Source organism: Microcoleus sp. CZ3-B2, assembly GCF_036705055.1.
GTDB lineage: Bacteria > Cyanobacteriota > Cyanobacteriia > Cyanobacteriales > Microcoleaceae > Microcoleus.
Genome location: NZ_JAUBTN010000026.1, coordinates 30,198 through 47,246, shown reverse-complemented (window position 1 = coordinate 47,246; position 17,049 = coordinate 30,198). Strand labels below are relative to the sequence as shown.

Here is a 17,049-nt window from a genome sequence, read left to right as displayed (position 1 = left end):
CAGAGGAGCTAGACTCACAGCATTTGAAGCGAATTTGCTTCAAACTGAAACAGGACTTGCTCAAAAGCAAATAGGGTAGGGCATACCCTAATTAACGCTTGGGGAGAGTCCCACCTCTGATCTAGAGACTGCAAGGAATCTAGTTTAAGTGGTCTCGGTGAACCAAGAATCCTCGTACCGACCGGGCGAGGAGTGTCAACAAGTATATATATCACTGAACACGGTCATCAACAGATACTCCGGGACTACAACTTAAGTCCGATGACTTGAGTATAAGCTCCCCGCGCTTGAGTAACACCAATTGTACGCTCTGCTGATTGAATCATAGGTCGCCGCAAACTCACAACAATAAACTGGGCTTGTTCAGACTGTCGTTTTATCATTCTAGCTAATCGCTCCACATTTGCCCCATCCAGAAACATATCCACTTCATCAAAAGCGTAAAACGTAGACGGGCGGTAGCGTTGTAGCGCAAAAATAAAACTCAGCGCCGTCAGCGATTTTTCGCCTCCAGACATAGAAGCCAGCCGCTGTACGGGTTTCCCCTTCGGGTGAGCAACCAAATTCAAACCGCTGCTAAAGGGGTCTTCCTGGTCATCTAGCTGAAGATACCCGTCCCCTTCGGAAAGTTCCGCAAAGATAGTCTGGAAGTTTTCGTTAACAGCATCAAAAGCTTCTTTAAAAGCGCGCCGCCTTAGCGTGGTAAAGTTTTCAATTCTCAACAGCAGTTCAGTGCGTTCTCCGGCCAATGTTGTCAATTTTTGACTCAATTCTTGGAGGCGTTCTTGAGTGCGGTTGTACTCTTCCAAGGCTAGCATATTCACCGGTTCTAGGGCTTGAATGCGTTTGGCGATCGCCTTTACTTCCTGCTGCAATTCCGTCAAATTGGCTTTCTCGACATCTTCGGGAATAGACGGCACCGGATCTGGCATTTCCGCCCGCTGCGCGTCCAATAGAGTGCGGGCGGCGGCTAATTGTTCCCGGCGTTCTTGCTGGGTTTCGTGGAGTTTTTGCAACTGCCACTGCAACTGCTGTTTGGCTAAATGCTGCTCTCGCAGTTGAGATTCCGCCCGATCGCGATCGCCCTTTTCCACCCCCAACTTTTCCTCAATTTGAGCCAAAGCAGCCTTAGATTCAGCAATTTGGCGATCGAGTTCCAACTGCTGCGAAACAATAGCAGCGATCGCATCCGCCCCCGAATTTTGCTGCACTTGCCATTCCTGCAATTTCTCGCTGCCTTCCTTAATTTTCTCTTCCAAACGCCCGAATTGATTTTTCAAGTCTCCTTGGCGCTGCTGGGCGGTTCTGAGAGCCAATTCTCGCTCTTGCAGTTGTGCTTCCAAAGCGCGCAAACCCGACTGCATTTGCTGCCATTCGCTGTGACTGTTGGACTCTTCCAACTGCGCCAAAGTTTGGCGGTACTGCTGCAATTGAGTTTCTTGGACGGGCAATTCCCTCTCCAACAACTGCAACCTAGATTGCGAATCAGTTAATTCCTGAGTATTTTTAGCAATTTGCGATCGCACTTGTTCCTGCTGCGCTTGCAACTTCTTAATTTCCGAATCCAACTGTTCCCACCGCAACTGATTTTCGCGTAAATTCTGTTTCGCCTCCATCAATTCTTGACTGCGAGTTTTGACAGCAACAGCAGCGCGATCGATCGCAATTTTGCACCGTTCCAAAATCCGCTCAATTTCCTCTAGACGTTCTTGCAAAAAGGCGATCGTCCGGGCTTCATCCGCCGCCACACTAGCATCAACCGTGCCAAAATGTAAAGTTGACCTATTACTAGAACTTCCCCCAGTCATCGCCCCGCTAGTTTCCAGAATTTCCCCATCCAACGTAACAATCCGGTACTGTCCCAAATAGCGGCGGGCATCAGTGAGATTGCTAAACACAACCGTACTACCAAAAACATAAGCAAAAATTTCCTGATAGCGCGCATCGCAATCAATCAAATTCACCGCCGCATCCACAAACCCCGCCGCGCGCCGCAAATTTTCATTCACCGAAAACCTGCCCCCTCGAATCTTATTCAAAGGCAAAAACGTCATCCTTCCCGCCCGTTTTTGCTTCAACAATTCGATCGCCGCAGCCCCCACACTGTCATTTTCCACCACCATATTACCCATACGGCCGCCCGCAGCAATTTCCAGCGCCAACTGAAAGCGCGGCTCCACCCTACCCAGTTGAGCCACCAAGCCACAAACTCCGCCAATTCCACTTTGCGCGATAATTTTTGCAGTAAACGTGCCTGTCGCTTCTTGCAGTGCTTGAAACTGCACTTCTAGCTTGTCTAACTTGCGCTGTCTTTCGCGCTGTTCTTCCAGCAAGCGAGTTTGAGTTTCCTGTTGCAGTTGCAATTCTTGTTCGGATTCGACTAAAATCTGATTCAGCGATTCTACTTGCAAAGCAGCAACTTTTTGGGTTTCCCCAAGGCTTGATTGCTGAACTTTTTTCACTGCGATTTCCTGTTCCAATAGTTGTAGCGATTGGTTTTGTTCTTGAATTTGGTTTTGCAGGCGATCGGCTCTTTCGCCAATAGTAGCTTGTTCTGTACGCTGGGGTTCCAAAGTTTGTTGAATTGTTTCGATTTGGCGGTGCAGTTCCGTTTGCTGCTGCACCCAAGCTTCTGCAGTAGAGGCGATCGCATTTGCAACATCTCTATTCCGATCTAAATTTTCCCGCGCTGCGTCTCGCTGTTCCTCCAAAACTCCTATTTGAGACTGAATATAAGATATTTCAACCTCAATTTGCTCCAAACTTTGCCGAAATTGTCGAACTTCTTCCTCAGTTTGTGCTATATTAGCCGCCATTTGTCCGGCGGTTGCTTCCAAATCCTGTTGGCGATTTTGCAATTGTCGCCGCTGGGCTTCCTGAGTTGCAATACTTGCTTGCAAAGCCAACAATTCCGACTCACCCAAAGCTTTAACGCGGGCATTCAGCGCGTCAAGTTCCGCAGTTGATTCTTGAATTTGGGTGCTAATTGTTTCCAGTTGTTCGGTGAGAGAAGCAATATTGCGATCGCCCGATTCGATTTGTTCCCGCAGTTTCCATTCTTGCTTTTGCAACTGGCGGAATCTCAGCACAATTTCCCACTGCGACTTTTCTTGAAATTCCGCCCGCAACCTTTGATATTTTTCCGCTTTTGTGCGATCGGAAGCCAGCCTGTCGCGCTGAGAAATCAGCTCTTTTTCCACAATTTGGCTGCGTTCTTCCACATCCTTAACTTCATCCAACTTTTGCCTAGCTAAGGATATTTTGCGATCGAACTGAGCCACTCCCGCCAATTCGTCAATAATTTCTCGGCGTTCCTTAGCATTCATCGAAATAATGCTAGTAACGTCTCCTTGCAAAACGACATTATAACCTTCGGGATAAATTCGTAAACGGTTTAGTTGTTCGTGGAGTTGAGTCAGCGTGCAAGGTGCGCCATTAATGTAATAAGTTGAAGTGTAAGTTCCTTGACGAGTTACTCGGAGTCGGCGCGTCACGCTCCATTCATCCGATTTTAGATTTGGGATTTTAGATTTTAGATTGGATGATTGTCCGTTGTTTTGAGTTGCCGCAATTTCAATTTCTGCGACTTCTTCAGCAGATAAATCATCGGGGGATTTGGGATTTTGAATTTGAGATTTTAAATTGGATGATTGTCCGTTGTTGTCTTCAGTTTCGGGAATTTCGATTGCTTCTACGTCTGTTGCTTCAACAGACTCAACAGACAAATCATCCGCTGCATTTTCTTCCCCATCCTCATCTTCAGCTTCGGTGAACCATTCATCGCCCACATCTTCCAGCGCAAAAGTCGCAGTCACGCTAGTTTCGATGGTACCGCGCTTGTTTTGGCCGCTGTTGACCAAATCCGGCAAACGTTCGGCGCGCATTCCCTTAGAAGTCGAAAGTCCCAGACAAAACAGCAAAGCATCGAGGATATTGGACTTCCCAGAACCGTTGGGCCCGGAAACCACGGTAAAACCGGGCAGCACGGGAATGGACGTTGTGCCGCCAAAAGATTTAAAGTTAGTTAGTTCGATCCGTTTAATGTGAACCATATGCTAGGACTAGCTTTGGCTCTATCTAGGTTGTTGTCACAGAGTAACACAGGCATTGGTGCGATCGACAATATGTTAATTTTCCAGCATTGTCGATCGAACAGGTTGTTGAGACTTTTGTCAACAACCCCAGTCACGCGCTACCCAAAAAACTGGTTGAGAACGGTGTCACATTTGCAACCACACCGAAAGCCACCTCAAGTCAACTTTGATACAAATAATTAAATTGCGATCCATCGAGATTATTTGTGCGATCGCACCTGAAATCCTTGCCCAGAGTGAATGTTAGCAAAAAAAATACCTGAAATTTCTAACATCCCCCCTGGACATCTAAAAACTTTCCGGTAAAATCGAACCAAAATTAATAATGTATAAAGTAACAAACCACATATGGAGGGCAAACCCATTACACCAGCTCAGAACTCGTCTAACCTGTCAACTTCACCCGAAAGCGACCAAGAATTATTACAAATTTGGGGTCGCCAGCCCTTGAAAGGACACGTCAAAATCAGCGGCGCGAAAAACTCAGCCTTAGTCGTGATGGCGGGAGCGATACTGTGCCCCGACGATTGCCGTCTCCGCAACGTTCCCGGTCTAGCCGATGTGGCCCGCATGAGGCAAATTCTCTCGGCTGTAGGAGTCAAATTAGAGCAAAATGGCGACGTTCTAGACATCAACGCCAGCCACCTCATAGACGCTCAAGCCCCCTACGAATTAGTCAGCCAACTGCGGGCGAGCTTTTTCATCATCGGGCCGCTGCTAGCCCGTTTGGGATTTGCTAAAGTGCCTTTACCCGGAGGTTGCGCCATCGGCGCGCGGCCTGTAGAACTCCACGTTCGCGGCCTGCAAGCCCTAGGCGCTGAAGTCCACATCGACCACGGTACTGTTCACGCTTACGTCAAAGGGCCCAACCGCCGTCTCAAAGGAGCCAAAATTTATTTGGACTACCCCAGCGTCGGCGCAACCGAAACTTTGATGATGGCGGCGACTCTGGCCGAAGGAGAAACCGTCCTTGAAAATGCGGCCCAAGAGCCCGAAGTCATCGATTTGGCAAATTTCTGCCGCGCGATGGGAGCCAAAATTCAAGGCGCAGGTACAAATACGATCGTCATTTCGGGAGTTCCGAGACTGCACGCGGTAGACTATTCAATTATTCCCGATCGCATCGAAGCCGGAACATTTTTAATCGCAGGAGCCATCACCCACTCAGAAATCAGTTTGTCGCCGGTCATTCCCGACCACCTGACTGCAGTGATTGCCAAATTGCAGACAATGGGGGCGAAAATTATTGCCGAATCCCCCGACATTCTGCGAATAATTCCCGGCAAAATCCACACCGCCACAGACATCGAAACTTTGCCTTATCCTGGTTTCCCCACAGATATGCAAGCTCAGTTTATGGCTTTGCTGACTCTGAGCGAAGGAGACAGCATCATCAAAGAAACAGTATTTGAGAACCGCTTGCGCCACGTAGCAGAACTCAACCGCATGGGCGCAGACATTCGCGTTAAAGGCAATGTCGCCGTAGTGCGCGGAGTCTCGATGCTCTCAGGAGCGCCGGTAGTAGCAACAGATTTGCGGGCTTCAGCGGCTTTGGTGGTGGCGGGACTTGCGGCCGACGGCGTAACCACAATCAGCAGCTTGCAGCATTTAGACCGCGGCTACGAGCAATTGGAGGTGAAGCTGCAAAAATTGGGAGCGAAAATGCGGCGTCTCAAGGAGGGAGAAGACCAAACTAAGGCTGAGGCTCCTGTCAATCCCGTGCGATCGAGCTTAAACTGTTAGTTAGTCAGCAGTCATTAGTCAGCAGTCATTAGTTATTAGTCATTAGTCAGTAGGAAGAAGAAAAAAAATTCAATCTTTTTTAATGACCAATGACTAATCAATACGTAGCGACAGTTTGATTGTCCGCGCCCAGAGGCGAGAAACCCGATTTCTACAAGTTTTGTATTTAGTGACGAGAAATTACGCAAGAAACCGGGTTTCTGAGGTCACAAGTCCACACAGTTGAACTTAGGTTTGGAGTATGTAGTCAGCGTTATCCAATGCCGACATATTGCCCGGTCGTCCTGATTCTACTGTTTGCCATCAAAAACTCAAACTGTCCGAAGTATTGCTAATGACCAATGACTAATGACTAATGACTAATGACCAATGACTAATGACTCACAACTAAAATGTCAAACATACCGCTCCGAGGTTTAAAAGCAGACCAGTTTCGCCACCCGCTAGACTTGGCAGCCACCAACTCTCTCAAACAACTCCCCGGACTAGATTTGATTGTGCGACAGTTGCTGGGACAACTTGGCGAACAGTTTTTCAGGCTCGAAAATCTGGCTTCCAGCGTCCAAGTCGGCGAAAATCAATTGCCGCACCTGCATCAATTGCTGTTGGATGCCTGCAAAACTCTGGATTTGGAGGTGCCGCAGCTTTATGTCCGCCAGCATCCGATGCCGAATGCTTACACCTTTGCGATGCGGGGAAAACAGCCTTTTGTGGTGATGCACACTTCGCTGATTGATTTGCTCACAGACGAAGAAGTTAAAGCAGTAATCGCTCACGAGTTGGGGCATTTGAAGTGCGAACACGGAGTTTACCTGACTCTGGCTAATTTAATTGTATTGGCCGCCGGTCAAATTTCCCCTCTGGGAACCGTACTCGCCCAGGGTTTGCAGGCGCAAATGCTGGAATGGTTGCGGTGTGCAGAATTTACGTGCGATCGCGCCGCCTTGCTCGCCACCCAAGACCCAAGAGTGGTAGCATCGTTGTTGATGAAACTGGCAGGAGGTTCGCCGACTTTAGCTCCGAAACTGAATGTCGATGAGTTTTTGGCCCAGGCGCGAGCCTACGACGACCTCAGCAGCACGGAACTGGGAGAAATGCTCAAACAAGCTCAAACGGCTCAGTTGTCGCATCCTGTACCAGTATTGCGCGCCAGAGAGATCGATCGCTGGGCCAGTTCAAAAGATTATGAATCTTTGCTTGACAAAAATCGATCGGCGCTTTATGATGGTGAAACCGATAAAAAGGGCGGGTGGCGAAATTGGTAGACGCATCAGACTCAAAATCTGACACCTTACGGTATGAGAGTTCGATTCTCTCCCTGCCCACTAATAAAAAAGCTTAATAAATATAGGGTTTCAGATGATAAGTCTGGAACCCTAATTTATGTTGGGAATTGGGCATCGGGCATGGGGCATGGGGCATGGGGCATGGGGCATTGGGCATGGGCATGGGGCATGGGCATGGGGCATCGGGCATGGGCATGGGGCATGGGGCATCGGGCATGGGGCATCGGCCAAACAGGGCATCGGGCATGGGGCATTGGGCATTGGTAACTAATGACAACAGTTAACAGTCAACAGTTAACAGTTAACAGTTAACAGTCAACAATCAACAATCAACAGTCAATAATCAACAAATTTTATGGGTGAAATCGCCGCTTTAGGCGCTGCATTTGTCTGGGCTCTATCTTCCACAATTTGGCAGCGAGTAGGACAGCAAATCCCCGCAGTGGTGCTAAACTTCCTCAAAGGCGCGATCGCCCTTTTCATGCTCCTTGCCACTGTAATAATTTTCGGCAAATCCTTCCCCGTCGTCAACCCCAATATTTTAGCAATGCTGCTGATCAGCGGCGCATTAGGGATTGGCCTCGGAGACACTGCTTGGTTTGTCGTCTTAAAATATTTAGGTGCGAGGCGAGCGCTGCTTTTAGAAACCCTATCTCCCCCCTTAACAGCTTTACTCGGCTTGATATTTTTACAAGAAAAGCTATCGGCCATTGCTTGTACAGGCATACTTTTAACCATCTGCGGCGTAGCTTGGGTAATTGCCGAACGAACAGCCGAAACTACCTTACCATCAAAACAGCTTTGGCTGGGATTAGGCATTAGTTTATTAGGACAAACAGCCCACGCCGCCGGAGCTATTTTATCCCGCGCCGCCTTCAATCAAATAGATATCGATCCCTTGTGGACTGCGGTCTTGCGTTTGAGCGGGGGAGTTGCAGTCATGTTATGCTTTTTAAACCCCACAAACCTTGGGAATTGCAAACAATTAAAAGCGCCCAAAATATTAGGTGCAATAATTTTAGCAGCTTTTTTAGGAACCTATCTCGGAATTTTCCTGCAACAAACTTCGCTGAAATATGCGCCCGCAGCGATCGCCCAAGCACTCAGTTCTACCAGTCCCCTGTTTGTACTGCCTTTAGCGGTGGTAGCAGGCGAAAAAGTCAGCCTGCGGGCAGTTTTGGGGGTCGTTGGGGCGATCGCTGGAATTGCGTTATTATTGGGTTTAAAGTGATGAAATTTGAGATTTAATACCAGGGAAGCATCTCTGTCGGAAAGCAGCCAAGCCCAAAATTGGAGACAGGAGACAGGAGACAGGAGACAGGAGGAAAGAGGAAGAAAGAAGGAGTTAAAAGAAGTTTTTTTACAAATATGAGATGCTCCCAATACCAGTTCCTAAAAAATCAAACTGTACGTCACGTCGGCTCCCAATCATTATACTCCTCAGCAATTTCCCAATATCAAATAATATGACTGATTATTTAGGCGATCGGCAAAATAGCAAAGTTGCAGCTATTCGCAAACAAATCAATTGGCTGCAGCAACAACCAGACGGCACTCTATTTCAACAAAATTATGGCGAAAACTGCATAGCAGTCAAAAAGATTAAATCATTCCTACTCCTACTTTTAGCAGACACAGAAACCTTCACCACCAAGGTAGCTCAATCAATTCTAGATCTCAACAATCCACTAAATTTAATCTTTCCCTATGCCAGAGCAATGATGCTAGCATTAGTCTGGAAAAATTCACCCCAAAAAATATATATAATCGGCTTTGGCGGCGGTAGCATTCCCAACTATTTTCACCACTACTTCCCTCACGCGATGGTCGAATGTACCGATATTGACCCCATAGTAGTCGAAGTCGCTCAAAAGTTTTTTGGAATTCAATTAAACGACAAATTAAAAGTCGCCATTCAAGATGGTCGCGAATATCTTGCCGGACAAAATACCACCGTAAAAAATGATATAATTATTGTGGATGCTGGTTTTGGTAGCGGCTATATGCCCTATAAATTGGTGACACAAGAATTTTACCAACTTTGCAAAACTCGCTTGTCAAGCGCGGGCGTTGTAGTTGTCAATTTGTTCCACCAGCAAAAGTTTAATGCGGCGGCGGTGAAAACTATTCAAACTGTGTTTGCACAAGTTTATTTATTCAATTTAGACCAGGGTAACACCATTGCGATCGCGACTAATGCTCCTGATTTAACTCAAGATGAAATCTTTTTGAAAGCCGAAATTATTCAAGATTTTTATAATTTAGAATTTTCCTTAATAGAATTGTCGCTTCAGCTCAAAAAAGTAGCGCAATTGCCAGAATGGGTAAACAGTTGGGATACCTTGCCAATTTTTACCGATGCTGCAATTCCGGCGGAATATTTCGATTAATAATTGCACCCAAACAACTTTAATTGTAGGGTGTCCAACTCGCACTATCACGCCTCCGGCTGCTTGTGTTTGTGCAGCATCGCTATAGCAAGTAGCAAGTCCAATCAGTCCACGATCGATACTAGCAAATATCTGTTTAAAAAATACTTGACAGTGAAATTGTGGCGGTGTATTATAAAAGTAGTGTAAGAAAATAACAACATGAGACTAAAAAGTTGGGAGTCTCCCCGCAGCGAGGGCAGAAACTCCAAAGGTAAAGGCGGATCGGCCAGGGCTCGACAGCTCAAAAAGCAACGGCAAACTCTGCGAAAACAGTTAAAAGCCCAAAGCGATCGCTCGAAACACCAAACAAACCACCCACCAAACAAGCAAGGGAAGGAAACCCATAATTCCTTCCCTTTTTTTGGATCTTTTTGCCGTTGCTCAATCCCGCTGAATGTTGGGACAAATCGTGCTACTAATCCGATCGCGCGAGGGTTGCTCTTCCCAGCAGTTGAGAATACCTTGCAACTCCCCTTTCAAAGTTTCTAAAGCTGCTATTTGCCCGGAAATTTCCTCTACCTTCAAAATTAGATGCTGTTTTGCTTCAGAGCAAGGCAAGTCCCCCCGATCGCGAACTTGTAAAATATCCTTAATCTCCTGAAGGCTCAAACCCAGAGTTTTAGATCGTTTAATAAACGCCAATCTGTTGAATACTGCCTCGCCAAACAACCGATAACCAGCGGGCGATCGTTTTACCGCCGGAGACAGCAAGCCCATTTGCTCGTAGTAGCGAACAGTTTTCACCGACAAACCGCTACAGGCAGCTACAGAGCCAATTTGGTATAATTTCTCGGCAACAGAAATATTCATCAACCAAGCCTCAAAAATCGAGCAGCGAAAGACTTTTCTGGTCAGATCTCGATACGGCCTCAGCCCTAGAAAGTCGATCGCCACATTCCAGAGTCCCATGGCGCGATCGACTTAATAAGGAGGATTTTTCTTAGACAGGTTGTTGAGCGTGGGTAACTGAGATCGAGAAGACTGAGGAGGAAGATAGTATTCGGTAGCAGGGGCGGATTGTTCGGCTCCAGAGCGGTAAATTTGCCACCAGCGGAGGGCCATCGCCACCCCAGCAGTACCAAGCCCAAAAGCGAACAAAGAACCGCTAGCGCCGATGCTGCCGATCGCTGCATCGACAACGCCCACCGTCACAATAAAGCTGGTAATTGGCTCTTTACGGTAAGCAGACCTCAAAAGTCGCGTCCATGAAGCATTCATTTGGTTTTACTCTGTTCTATATTTATTTACAATCTCTAAAACTTAGAGTGGGCGGTGCGATCGGGATTTCTAGCTGAGACTAGCTTCACCTAAATTAATCTGCTCCCCTGTGGGGAATTGTACGGGAGCGAGGCTAAATTGCCAAGCCTGTCCAATCAAAATTTCACCCGAAATATCGCTCCCAAAGCTAGCTCTTGCATTCTGTGAATTACCCACCGTCAAGCGGAGTACCGCTATGACGGGGGCTTCCAGATTCACAAGGAACCGCGTCCGACAAGACCGAAATCTTGCCACCACGACTTACATTCCCTCCACTGGCAGTAGCACTAATTCCTAATGCCAAAAACCGCAAGGCTTCATCTCTAATATTTTTTGCCGCATTCACGTCGCGATCATTTCTTGATTTACAACTAGGGCAATCCCAATGACGAACATCCAATGACATTTCAGATACTTTGTGCAGACAATTATTGCAAGTTTTGGAGCTAGGGAAGAATCGGTCAACCTCAACATAGATTTTGCCCTCTTTTTCAGCTTTATACTTGAGCATTGTTCCGAACATCCCCCACCCAGCATCGCTAATTGATTTAGCTATACAGTGATTGCGTACCATGCCTTTGACGTTTAAATTTTCTACGGCGATGACTTGGTTTTCGTTTACTATCTTGCGGGATAGTTTGTGTAGAAAATCTTCGCGAACACGCTTGATTCTTGAGTGGACTTTAGCCACTAATCTTCTAGCCTTGTGTCTAGTATTGCTCCCTTTTTGCTGACGACTGAGTTTCTGTTGTTTCCTTTTGAGGTTACGGCTGTGTCTTTTGAGATGCTGAGGATTGACATATTTACTGCCATCACTGGTTACACAGAAGTCAATCAAGCCTACATCTAAACCAATTGCCTTGCCTTTTTGTGTAGTCTCTACACTCGGAATACCATCATCAACCAAGATAGAAGCAAAATACTTCCCATCTGGGTTCTTAGATACGGTAACAGTCTTGACTGTGCCATCAAAAGTGCGATGTATTTTGCAATTCACTTCACCAATGATAGGTAGCTTGATAGACTTTTCACCTACCTTGACATTCTGAGGATAGCTGACGGATTGCCGTCCATGCTTTGATTTGAAGCTAGGAAAACCAGCTTTTTTCTCAAAGAAATTCTGGTATGCAACAGACAGATTTAGGGCAACAACCTGTAGAGATTGCGAGTAAGCACCTTTCTTCAGCCAAGGATATTCGCTCTTGAGCTGAGGTAGTAAACCTTGGATTGCGCCCCGACTCAGCCCTTTACCGGTAGCCTTGTATGTTTCCTGACAAAGATTTAGGCTGTAATTCCAGAACCATCTCGAACAGCCAAATGCACCAGCAAAATATTGCTGCTGTTCGGTTGTTGGATATAATCGGAACTTGGGGAGCATCTCATATTTGTAAAAAGACTTCTTTTGACTCCTTCTTTCTTCCTCTTTCCTCCTGTCTCCTGTCTCCTGCCTCCTACCTCCAATTTCTAGCTTGGCTGCAAAAGTGAGATGCTCCCGGAACTTGTAAGCTTGATACATTATCGGTAACTAAGGTTGCTGGTAACAGCATAGCTGATAGGCAAGGAAAATACAGGGAATTTGTTCGTTTCCTCATGCACCGCCCGTCTACTGCTGGCTGCGCTTTGTATCTCGTGGGCGGTGCAATTGTCAACTCACGAGCCTTTCATCACGCGGGCGTAATTCATTCGGGGTACTTCGCGCTGCGCGAAGATTCATCCCGAATGAATATACCGAGGGACTTCCCGGCTGGATAGTTAAATCACGGTTGCAACACTGGATGACACTAAGCGCCTCGCGATCGCGACAGAGGTAGCAGATCTGAAAGCAGTTCAGGAATTGTTAATTGCGACGGAACAGAAATTGCTGCCAAGCGTAAGCAGCGACAAAGAGATTGCCGATCGTTTCAGCGATTTTCTCAAAGACGACTAGGAAGACTTGACAGTCATCAACAGCGTTCTTGCCAAGTTTGAAGGCTCGCCCCAGCCCAGAGACACGATTCAGCAGTACATCGAACAGGTAAACCGTCTGATGAAAGGCGGCGAGTTAACGGTGTATCAGAAGGTATCAGCCCACGAGCGGATCAAACACCAGACAGTGATGACGGGGCCGATCGTTCACAAAGCCTCTCAGGTTGTGGGCGATGACCTCAAAGAGGCGATCGGGCCGCTCAATCAGGTGAATTTCAAAAATCGCGCTCATCAAGAGCAACTCAAAGGTGTGCTGGAAGTGTTGGGCACCGGCGAACTGACGGGAAAAGATCCAGATCAAAGCGTTTGGGCGCGCACGCAAGATGCGGTTGCGGCGCTCAGAGGGGTGTTTGACGGGTTGACTAATTGAGGCGCACGTGAGTTAGTAGATACAAAAAAAGGGAAGGTTGAACTTCCCTTTTTGATCGTTTCATGGGAGCGATCGCGAAAATTATGCTTGCAGACTCAGAATGACTACCAGATTCTTGACGCGATCGCAGCAACAAGCACGCAGAAACCTAGCGCTCTGCGAAAATAATTAACGCCTTCAAATATTTCCAGCCACGCCCAAGTAAACAAGGAGCCAAAAGCTACTGCGTCTAACCCTGCATGGATTTTGCCTGTTGTGAAAATCAGTTGGAGTAAACTCGCTGCAAACCATAGAATAAGCGGTGGGTTTGGCGGCTGAGCTAAAACGATTTCGCCCTCGCTGTCGCGGAAGATTTTATCAAATGCTGTTGCTGTATTGGTCATTACTTTAAATAGTTCGTGCTTTTTACTTTAGTCCAATAAGCCCCACACGCTCTCTATCTTTTTGTTGATTAACTAAAACTTATACAACACCTGCACGATTGAAACGGTGGCGAAAACATAATTGCTAAAAATGCGAAACCGTTAGTCAATTATAAGATAGCGGTTCTCAATAAAATGAGGTACGCACCGCTGGCAACTGATGCCCGCGGGGGCCGCGGAGCCCGCCAGAGCGCCTCATGTTACGCTCGAAAGGCTATTATTCCGATACACCCGGATTCGATCTAAAACAGAGAAGCCTGCTTTCTTGAAGAAACCAGGTTTCTGGACACCCGAAATTACTAAGAGACCTCTGGCATAATTGTTGTGGAACAGGCAGGATGACTGTTCTTGACTAGCTTTTTGCCAGAAGTCTAATGGGCTGCCGTACCTACAAGTTCGATTAGTTGGGCGGATCGAACCGATTGACAGACAGAGCAACACCGATCATCGGTAGGGCTACGCCGAAGCAAATCAGCCACTGATCCAGATTCATCGGAGCCGTCTCAAATATGCGATTGACAAACGGAGAATTAGCAAAGATGATCTGCAAAATCACAGCCACGACAATTCCCACACCAAGGGCGGGAGCACCGCTAACTTGTTCCTTAGAACCGCTAAATTTAGCAATCAAAGAAGGCAGCAACTGGCTGAGACTCAACAGGTAAAAAATTCTCCCCATTACCAAAGCTTGAATGGCCATCGTGCGGGCGAGTTGGATCGTTCCCCACTCGGCTTGGCGCACCCATTCAAACATTCCGAAAATCAGAGTCCAGTTGTAAAGAGAAATAGCGATAATTCGCTTGATTCGATTTGGAGTCAGCAAAGGTTCGTTTGCCGGTCGCGGTTGCTGTTTCATCACTCCCGGTGACTTCGGCTCGAAAGCCAGCGGTACAGTCATGGTGATCGAGTTGAGCATATTCAACCAGAGAATTTGCAGCGACAAAATCGGCAATTCCCGGCCCAGGAGCGTGCTGAGCAAAATTGTCATCGATTCTCCGCCGTTGACTGGGAGAATGAAGCTAATTGCTTTGAGCAGATTTTTGTAAACCGATCGCCCTTCTTCCACCGCAGATTCGATCGACGCAAAGTTATCATCGGTAAGGATCATGTCGGCGGCTTCCTTAGAAACCTCAGTACCGCTGCCCATCGCAATGCCGATATCCGCTTGTTTGAGGGCTGGCGCGTCGTTAACGCCGTCTCCCGTCATCGCCACGATTTCGCCTTTTTGCTGCAAAGCTTCTACCAGGCGCAGCTTTTGTTCTGGGGCGACGCGGGCAAAAACTGAGCCTGCTTCTACAGCTTCGGCGAGTTCGTTTTTGCTCATGTCGGCTAGCTGAGCGCCGGTGTAGGCTACAAGTTCCCTGTGGTGCTTGGTTTTGCGGAATCCCATGCGGCGGGCGATCGCCTTGGCGGTAGCGATGTGGTCGCCGGTAATCATTTTGACTTGGATGCCGGCGGTTTGACAAGCTTGGACGGCGGCGATCGCTTCTGCCCGCGGCGGGTCGATCATGCCTTGCAGCCCTAAGAAAATCAGCCCTGACTCCAAATCCGAGTGATCGACGGAATTTTGGCTTTCGGGTACTGGCTTTTTCGCTAAAGCCAAGACGCGCAAGCCTTGCTTTGCCATTTCATCGACTTGGTGGTGAATTGACTGGCGATCGACTTGTAGCGAATTTCCTTCAGTATCGAGACTGGAACCGCAGCGGCTCAGAATTGATTCTACTGAACCTTTGACGTACAAAATTTTGGCAGTGGGAGTTCGGTGCAGCGTCGCCATGTATTGAAACTGCGATTCAAAAGGAATTGAATCCAGCCGCGGCATTGACTTTTCTAAAGTTTGCGGGCTCAATTCGGCTTTTTTGCCCGCAGCAATTAACGCTCCCTCTGTCGGATCTCCGACGACAATCCAATTATCGTCTTTGAATTCTAGGTGAGAGTCGTTGCAAATCATTCCGGCTTGCAAACATTCTTGCAAAGTTGGAGCTTGACTGACAGTAATTGGCAGTTGGTTGAGTTGAATTTCGCCTTCGGGACTGTATCCCGTACCCGTAACCGAGTAGGATTTGCCGCCGGAATAGATTTCTTGCACCGTCATCTGGTTTTCCGTCAAAGTTCCGGTTTTGTCGGAACAGACGACTGTAGCGCCGCCTAGGGTTTCTACTGCGGGCAATTTGCGGACGATCGCATTTCGAGAGGCCATCCGGGAAACGCCCACGGCGAGGGTAACGGTGATGACGGCGGGCAAGCCTTCGGGAATTGCACCGACAATTAGCGCGACGGCTGGTTCGACAGCTTCTTTAAAGGCTGAAATTCCTGGTGCCGCTGGTTTGCCCAATCTAACAGCAAAGGTCAAGGTTGCCATTCCCAACACAAATAACAGCCAGTTTTGACTGAATTCATTGAATTTGCGGGTTAAGGGCGTGGTGAGATCGATATGTCGATCTAATAGTTGGGAAATTTTGCCGGTTTCGGTTTTATTGGCGATCGCAATTACGATGCCGCTACCTTGGCCAAAAGTTACAAAACTGCCGGCATAGGCCATGTTATCCCGTTCTGCGAGGGGCGTTTCTTGCGGCAGAACCAAGTCTCCAGACTGTCCTAATTCTTTTTCGACAGCAACAGATTCCCCTGTAAGTCCCGATTCGTCGATTTGTAAGTCGCGCACTTTAATTAAGCGTAAGTCTGCCGGTACTTTGTCACCGGAAGTTAGGGTTACTAAGTCCCCTACCACAAGTTCTTTTGAGGGAACTCTTAATTTTTTGCCACCCCGAATCACTGTAGCTTCCGTAGTGACAGCTTTGGCTAGGGCTTCGATTTTTTTCTCGGCTCCCGCTTCTTGGATAAAACTGATAGTAGCGTTGGTGGTTGTTACGCCCCAAATTACGCTGGCGTTTAGCCATTCTCCGATCGCGGCTTTGATTAAACCTGCACTCAGCAAGATAATTAGCAGTGGTTGGTTGAATTGCAGGATGAATTTTAACCAGGCGGGTTTGCCGGCTTTAACTGTTAGTTCGTTGGGACCGAATTTTTGTTGGCGACTGGCAATTTCGCTCGGTTCTAAACCTTTGTCTAGGTTGGTTTCTAAGATAGTTGCAACCTTCGATCTTTCTAGGTAGTGCCAATATTGCTCTGCTACGTCTACATCGTTGGCGGCTATTGCTGGCATGATTTTTCCTGAATATTTGCTCTTGAGTCTGACGAGCTGTTATCGCTCCTCAATAGGCGCGCTTAATACAACTCCCCGTTCGTTGGAGCGTGAATATATTAAGCTAGCTAATGGTTTGTTGGTTGCTTTAACGGGCTGTGACTTAGATCGATCTTACAAGGGATGTGTCCGTTTGTTCCCATAAATTTGGGGAATTATTTCCGGCGCTAAATCTTGTTTGGGACTTGGTGGCTAAGGTGGGGAAAAGTCGATGGAGTCCATTGACATTTTGCAACTTTTAGGTTTGGTTGAAGGAATGCACGAGACGGAAGTCA

General features: G+C 47.5%; 11 protein-coding genes and 1 tRNA gene. 6 read left to right on the top strand and 6 right to left on the bottom strand.

Annotated features, from left to right (window positions below):
• Positions 1 to 245 precede the first annotated feature (245 nt).
• A complete protein-coding gene (smc, locus tag QUA97_RS14075; RefSeq protein ID WP_333194945.1) occupies positions 246 to 4,052 on the bottom strand; it encodes a chromosome segregation protein SMC in 3,807 nt (1,268 codons plus the stop codon).
• Positions 4,053 to 4,442: 390 nt separating this feature from the next.
• Between smc and murA the strand changes: the two genes are divergently transcribed.
• From murA to QUA97_RS14050, 5 genes are all read left to right on the top strand, one after another.
• The gene (gene murA / locus QUA97_RS14070) at positions 4,443 to 5,837 is read left to right on the top strand and encodes a UDP-N-acetylglucosamine 1-carboxyvinyltransferase (RefSeq protein ID WP_333194944.1); all 1,395 of its coding nucleotides are present in this window, start codon (positions 4,443 to 4,445) and stop codon (positions 5,835 to 5,837) included.
• Positions 5,838 to 6,229: 392 nt separating this feature from the next.
• Complete coding sequence (locus tag QUA97_RS14065; protein ID WP_194009067.1) at positions 6,230 to 7,102, top strand: M48 family metallopeptidase; 873 nt, start codon at positions 6,230 to 6,232, stop codon at positions 7,100 to 7,102.
• Positions 7,081 to 7,162 (top strand) — tRNA-Leu (locus QUA97_RS14060). The genes QUA97_RS14065 and QUA97_RS14060 overlap by 22 nt, the downstream gene beginning before the upstream one ends.
• A 316-nt stretch (positions 7,163 to 7,478) precedes the next feature.
• Positions 7,479 to 8,354 carry a DMT family transporter gene (locus QUA97_RS14055; protein ID WP_333194943.1) on the top strand — a complete coding sequence of 292 codons (876 nt, stop codon included), beginning with the start codon at positions 7,479 to 7,481 and terminating at the stop codon, positions 8,352 to 8,354.
• A 235-nt stretch (positions 8,355 to 8,589) separates the two neighbouring features.
• A complete protein-coding gene (locus tag QUA97_RS14050; protein WP_194070351.1) occupies positions 8,590 to 9,513 on the top strand; it encodes a spermidine synthase in 924 nt (307 codons plus the stop codon).
• 423 nt (positions 9,514 to 9,936) lie between these two features.
• Here QUA97_RS14050 and QUA97_RS14045 read toward each other — a convergent pair whose 3' ends face one another.
• The 3 genes from QUA97_RS14045 to QUA97_RS14035 form a co-directional block, all read right to left on the bottom strand.
• Positions 9,937 to 10,464 carry a heavy metal-responsive transcriptional regulator gene (locus QUA97_RS14045; RefSeq protein WP_442922520.1) on the bottom strand — a complete coding sequence of 176 codons (528 nt, stop codon included), beginning with the start codon at positions 10,462 to 10,464 and terminating at the stop codon, positions 9,937 to 9,939.
• 12 nt (positions 10,465 to 10,476) lie between these two features.
• Positions 10,477 to 10,773: a hypothetical protein gene (locus QUA97_RS14040; RefSeq protein WP_333194942.1), complete on the bottom strand. Its 297-nt coding sequence runs from the start codon at positions 10,771 to 10,773 to the stop codon at positions 10,477 to 10,479.
• Between the two features lie 208 nt (positions 10,774 to 10,981).
• The gene (locus QUA97_RS14035; RefSeq protein ID WP_333194963.1) at positions 10,982 to 12,190 is read right to left on the bottom strand and encodes an RNA-guided endonuclease InsQ/TnpB family protein; all 1,209 of its coding nucleotides are present in this window, start codon (positions 12,188 to 12,190) and stop codon (positions 10,982 to 10,984) included.
• A gap of 555 nt (positions 12,191 to 12,745) precedes the next feature.
• Between QUA97_RS14035 and QUA97_RS14030 the strand changes: the two genes are divergently transcribed.
• Positions 12,746 to 13,147 carry a hypothetical protein gene (locus QUA97_RS14030; protein ID WP_228050307.1) on the top strand — a complete coding sequence of 134 codons (402 nt, stop codon included), beginning with the start codon at positions 12,746 to 12,748 and terminating at the stop codon, positions 13,145 to 13,147.
• Between the two features lie 104 nt (positions 13,148 to 13,251).
• Here QUA97_RS14030 and QUA97_RS14025 read toward each other — a convergent pair whose 3' ends face one another.
• Both QUA97_RS14025 and QUA97_RS14020 read right to left on the bottom strand, forming a co-directional pair.
• Positions 13,252 to 13,530, bottom strand: coding sequence for a hypothetical protein (locus QUA97_RS14025; RefSeq protein WP_194070619.1), 279 nt, complete (start codon positions 13,528 to 13,530; stop codon positions 13,252 to 13,254).
• Between the two features lie 439 nt (positions 13,531 to 13,969).
• Positions 13,970 to 16,735 carry an HAD-IC family P-type ATPase gene (locus tag QUA97_RS14020; protein WP_194070618.1) on the bottom strand — a complete coding sequence of 922 codons (2,766 nt, stop codon included), beginning with the start codon at positions 16,733 to 16,735 and terminating at the stop codon, positions 13,970 to 13,972.
• Positions 16,736 to 17,049: the final 314 nt, after the last annotated feature.

Bases quoted from the DNA above. Each gene is read 5' to 3' on its own strand.
- smc (WP_333194945.1), bottom strand. From the start codon at position 4,052: ATGGTTCACATTAAACGGATCGAACTAACTAACTTTAAATCTTTTGGC.
- murA (WP_333194944.1), top strand. From the start codon at position 4,443: ATGGAGGGCAAACCCATTACACCAGCTCAGAACTCGTCTAACCTGTCA.
- QUA97_RS14065 (WP_194009067.1), top strand. From the start codon at position 6,230: ATGTCAAACATACCGCTCCGAGGTTTAAAAGCAGACCAGTTTCGCCAC.
- QUA97_RS14055 (WP_333194943.1), top strand. From the start codon at position 7,479: ATGGGTGAAATCGCCGCTTTAGGCGCTGCATTTGTCTGGGCTCTATCT.
- QUA97_RS14050 (WP_194070351.1), top strand. From the start codon at position 8,590: ATGACTGATTATTTAGGCGATCGGCAAAATAGCAAAGTTGCAGCTATT.
- QUA97_RS14045 (WP_442922520.1), bottom strand. From the start codon at position 10,464: ATGGGACTCTGGAATGTGGCGATCGACTTTCTAGGGCTGAGGCCGTAT.
- QUA97_RS14040 (WP_333194942.1), bottom strand. From the start codon at position 10,773: ATGAATGCTTCATGGACGCGACTTTTGAGGTCTGCTTACCGTAAAGAG.
- QUA97_RS14035 (WP_333194963.1), bottom strand. From the start codon at position 12,190: ATGCTCCCCAAGTTCCGATTATATCCAACAACCGAACAGCAGCAATAT.
- QUA97_RS14025 (WP_194070619.1), bottom strand. From the start codon at position 13,530: ATGACCAATACAGCAACAGCATTTGATAAAATCTTCCGCGACAGCGAG.
- QUA97_RS14020 (WP_194070618.1), bottom strand. From the start codon at position 16,735: ATGCCAGCAATAGCCGCCAACGATGTAGACGTAGCAGAGCAATATTGG.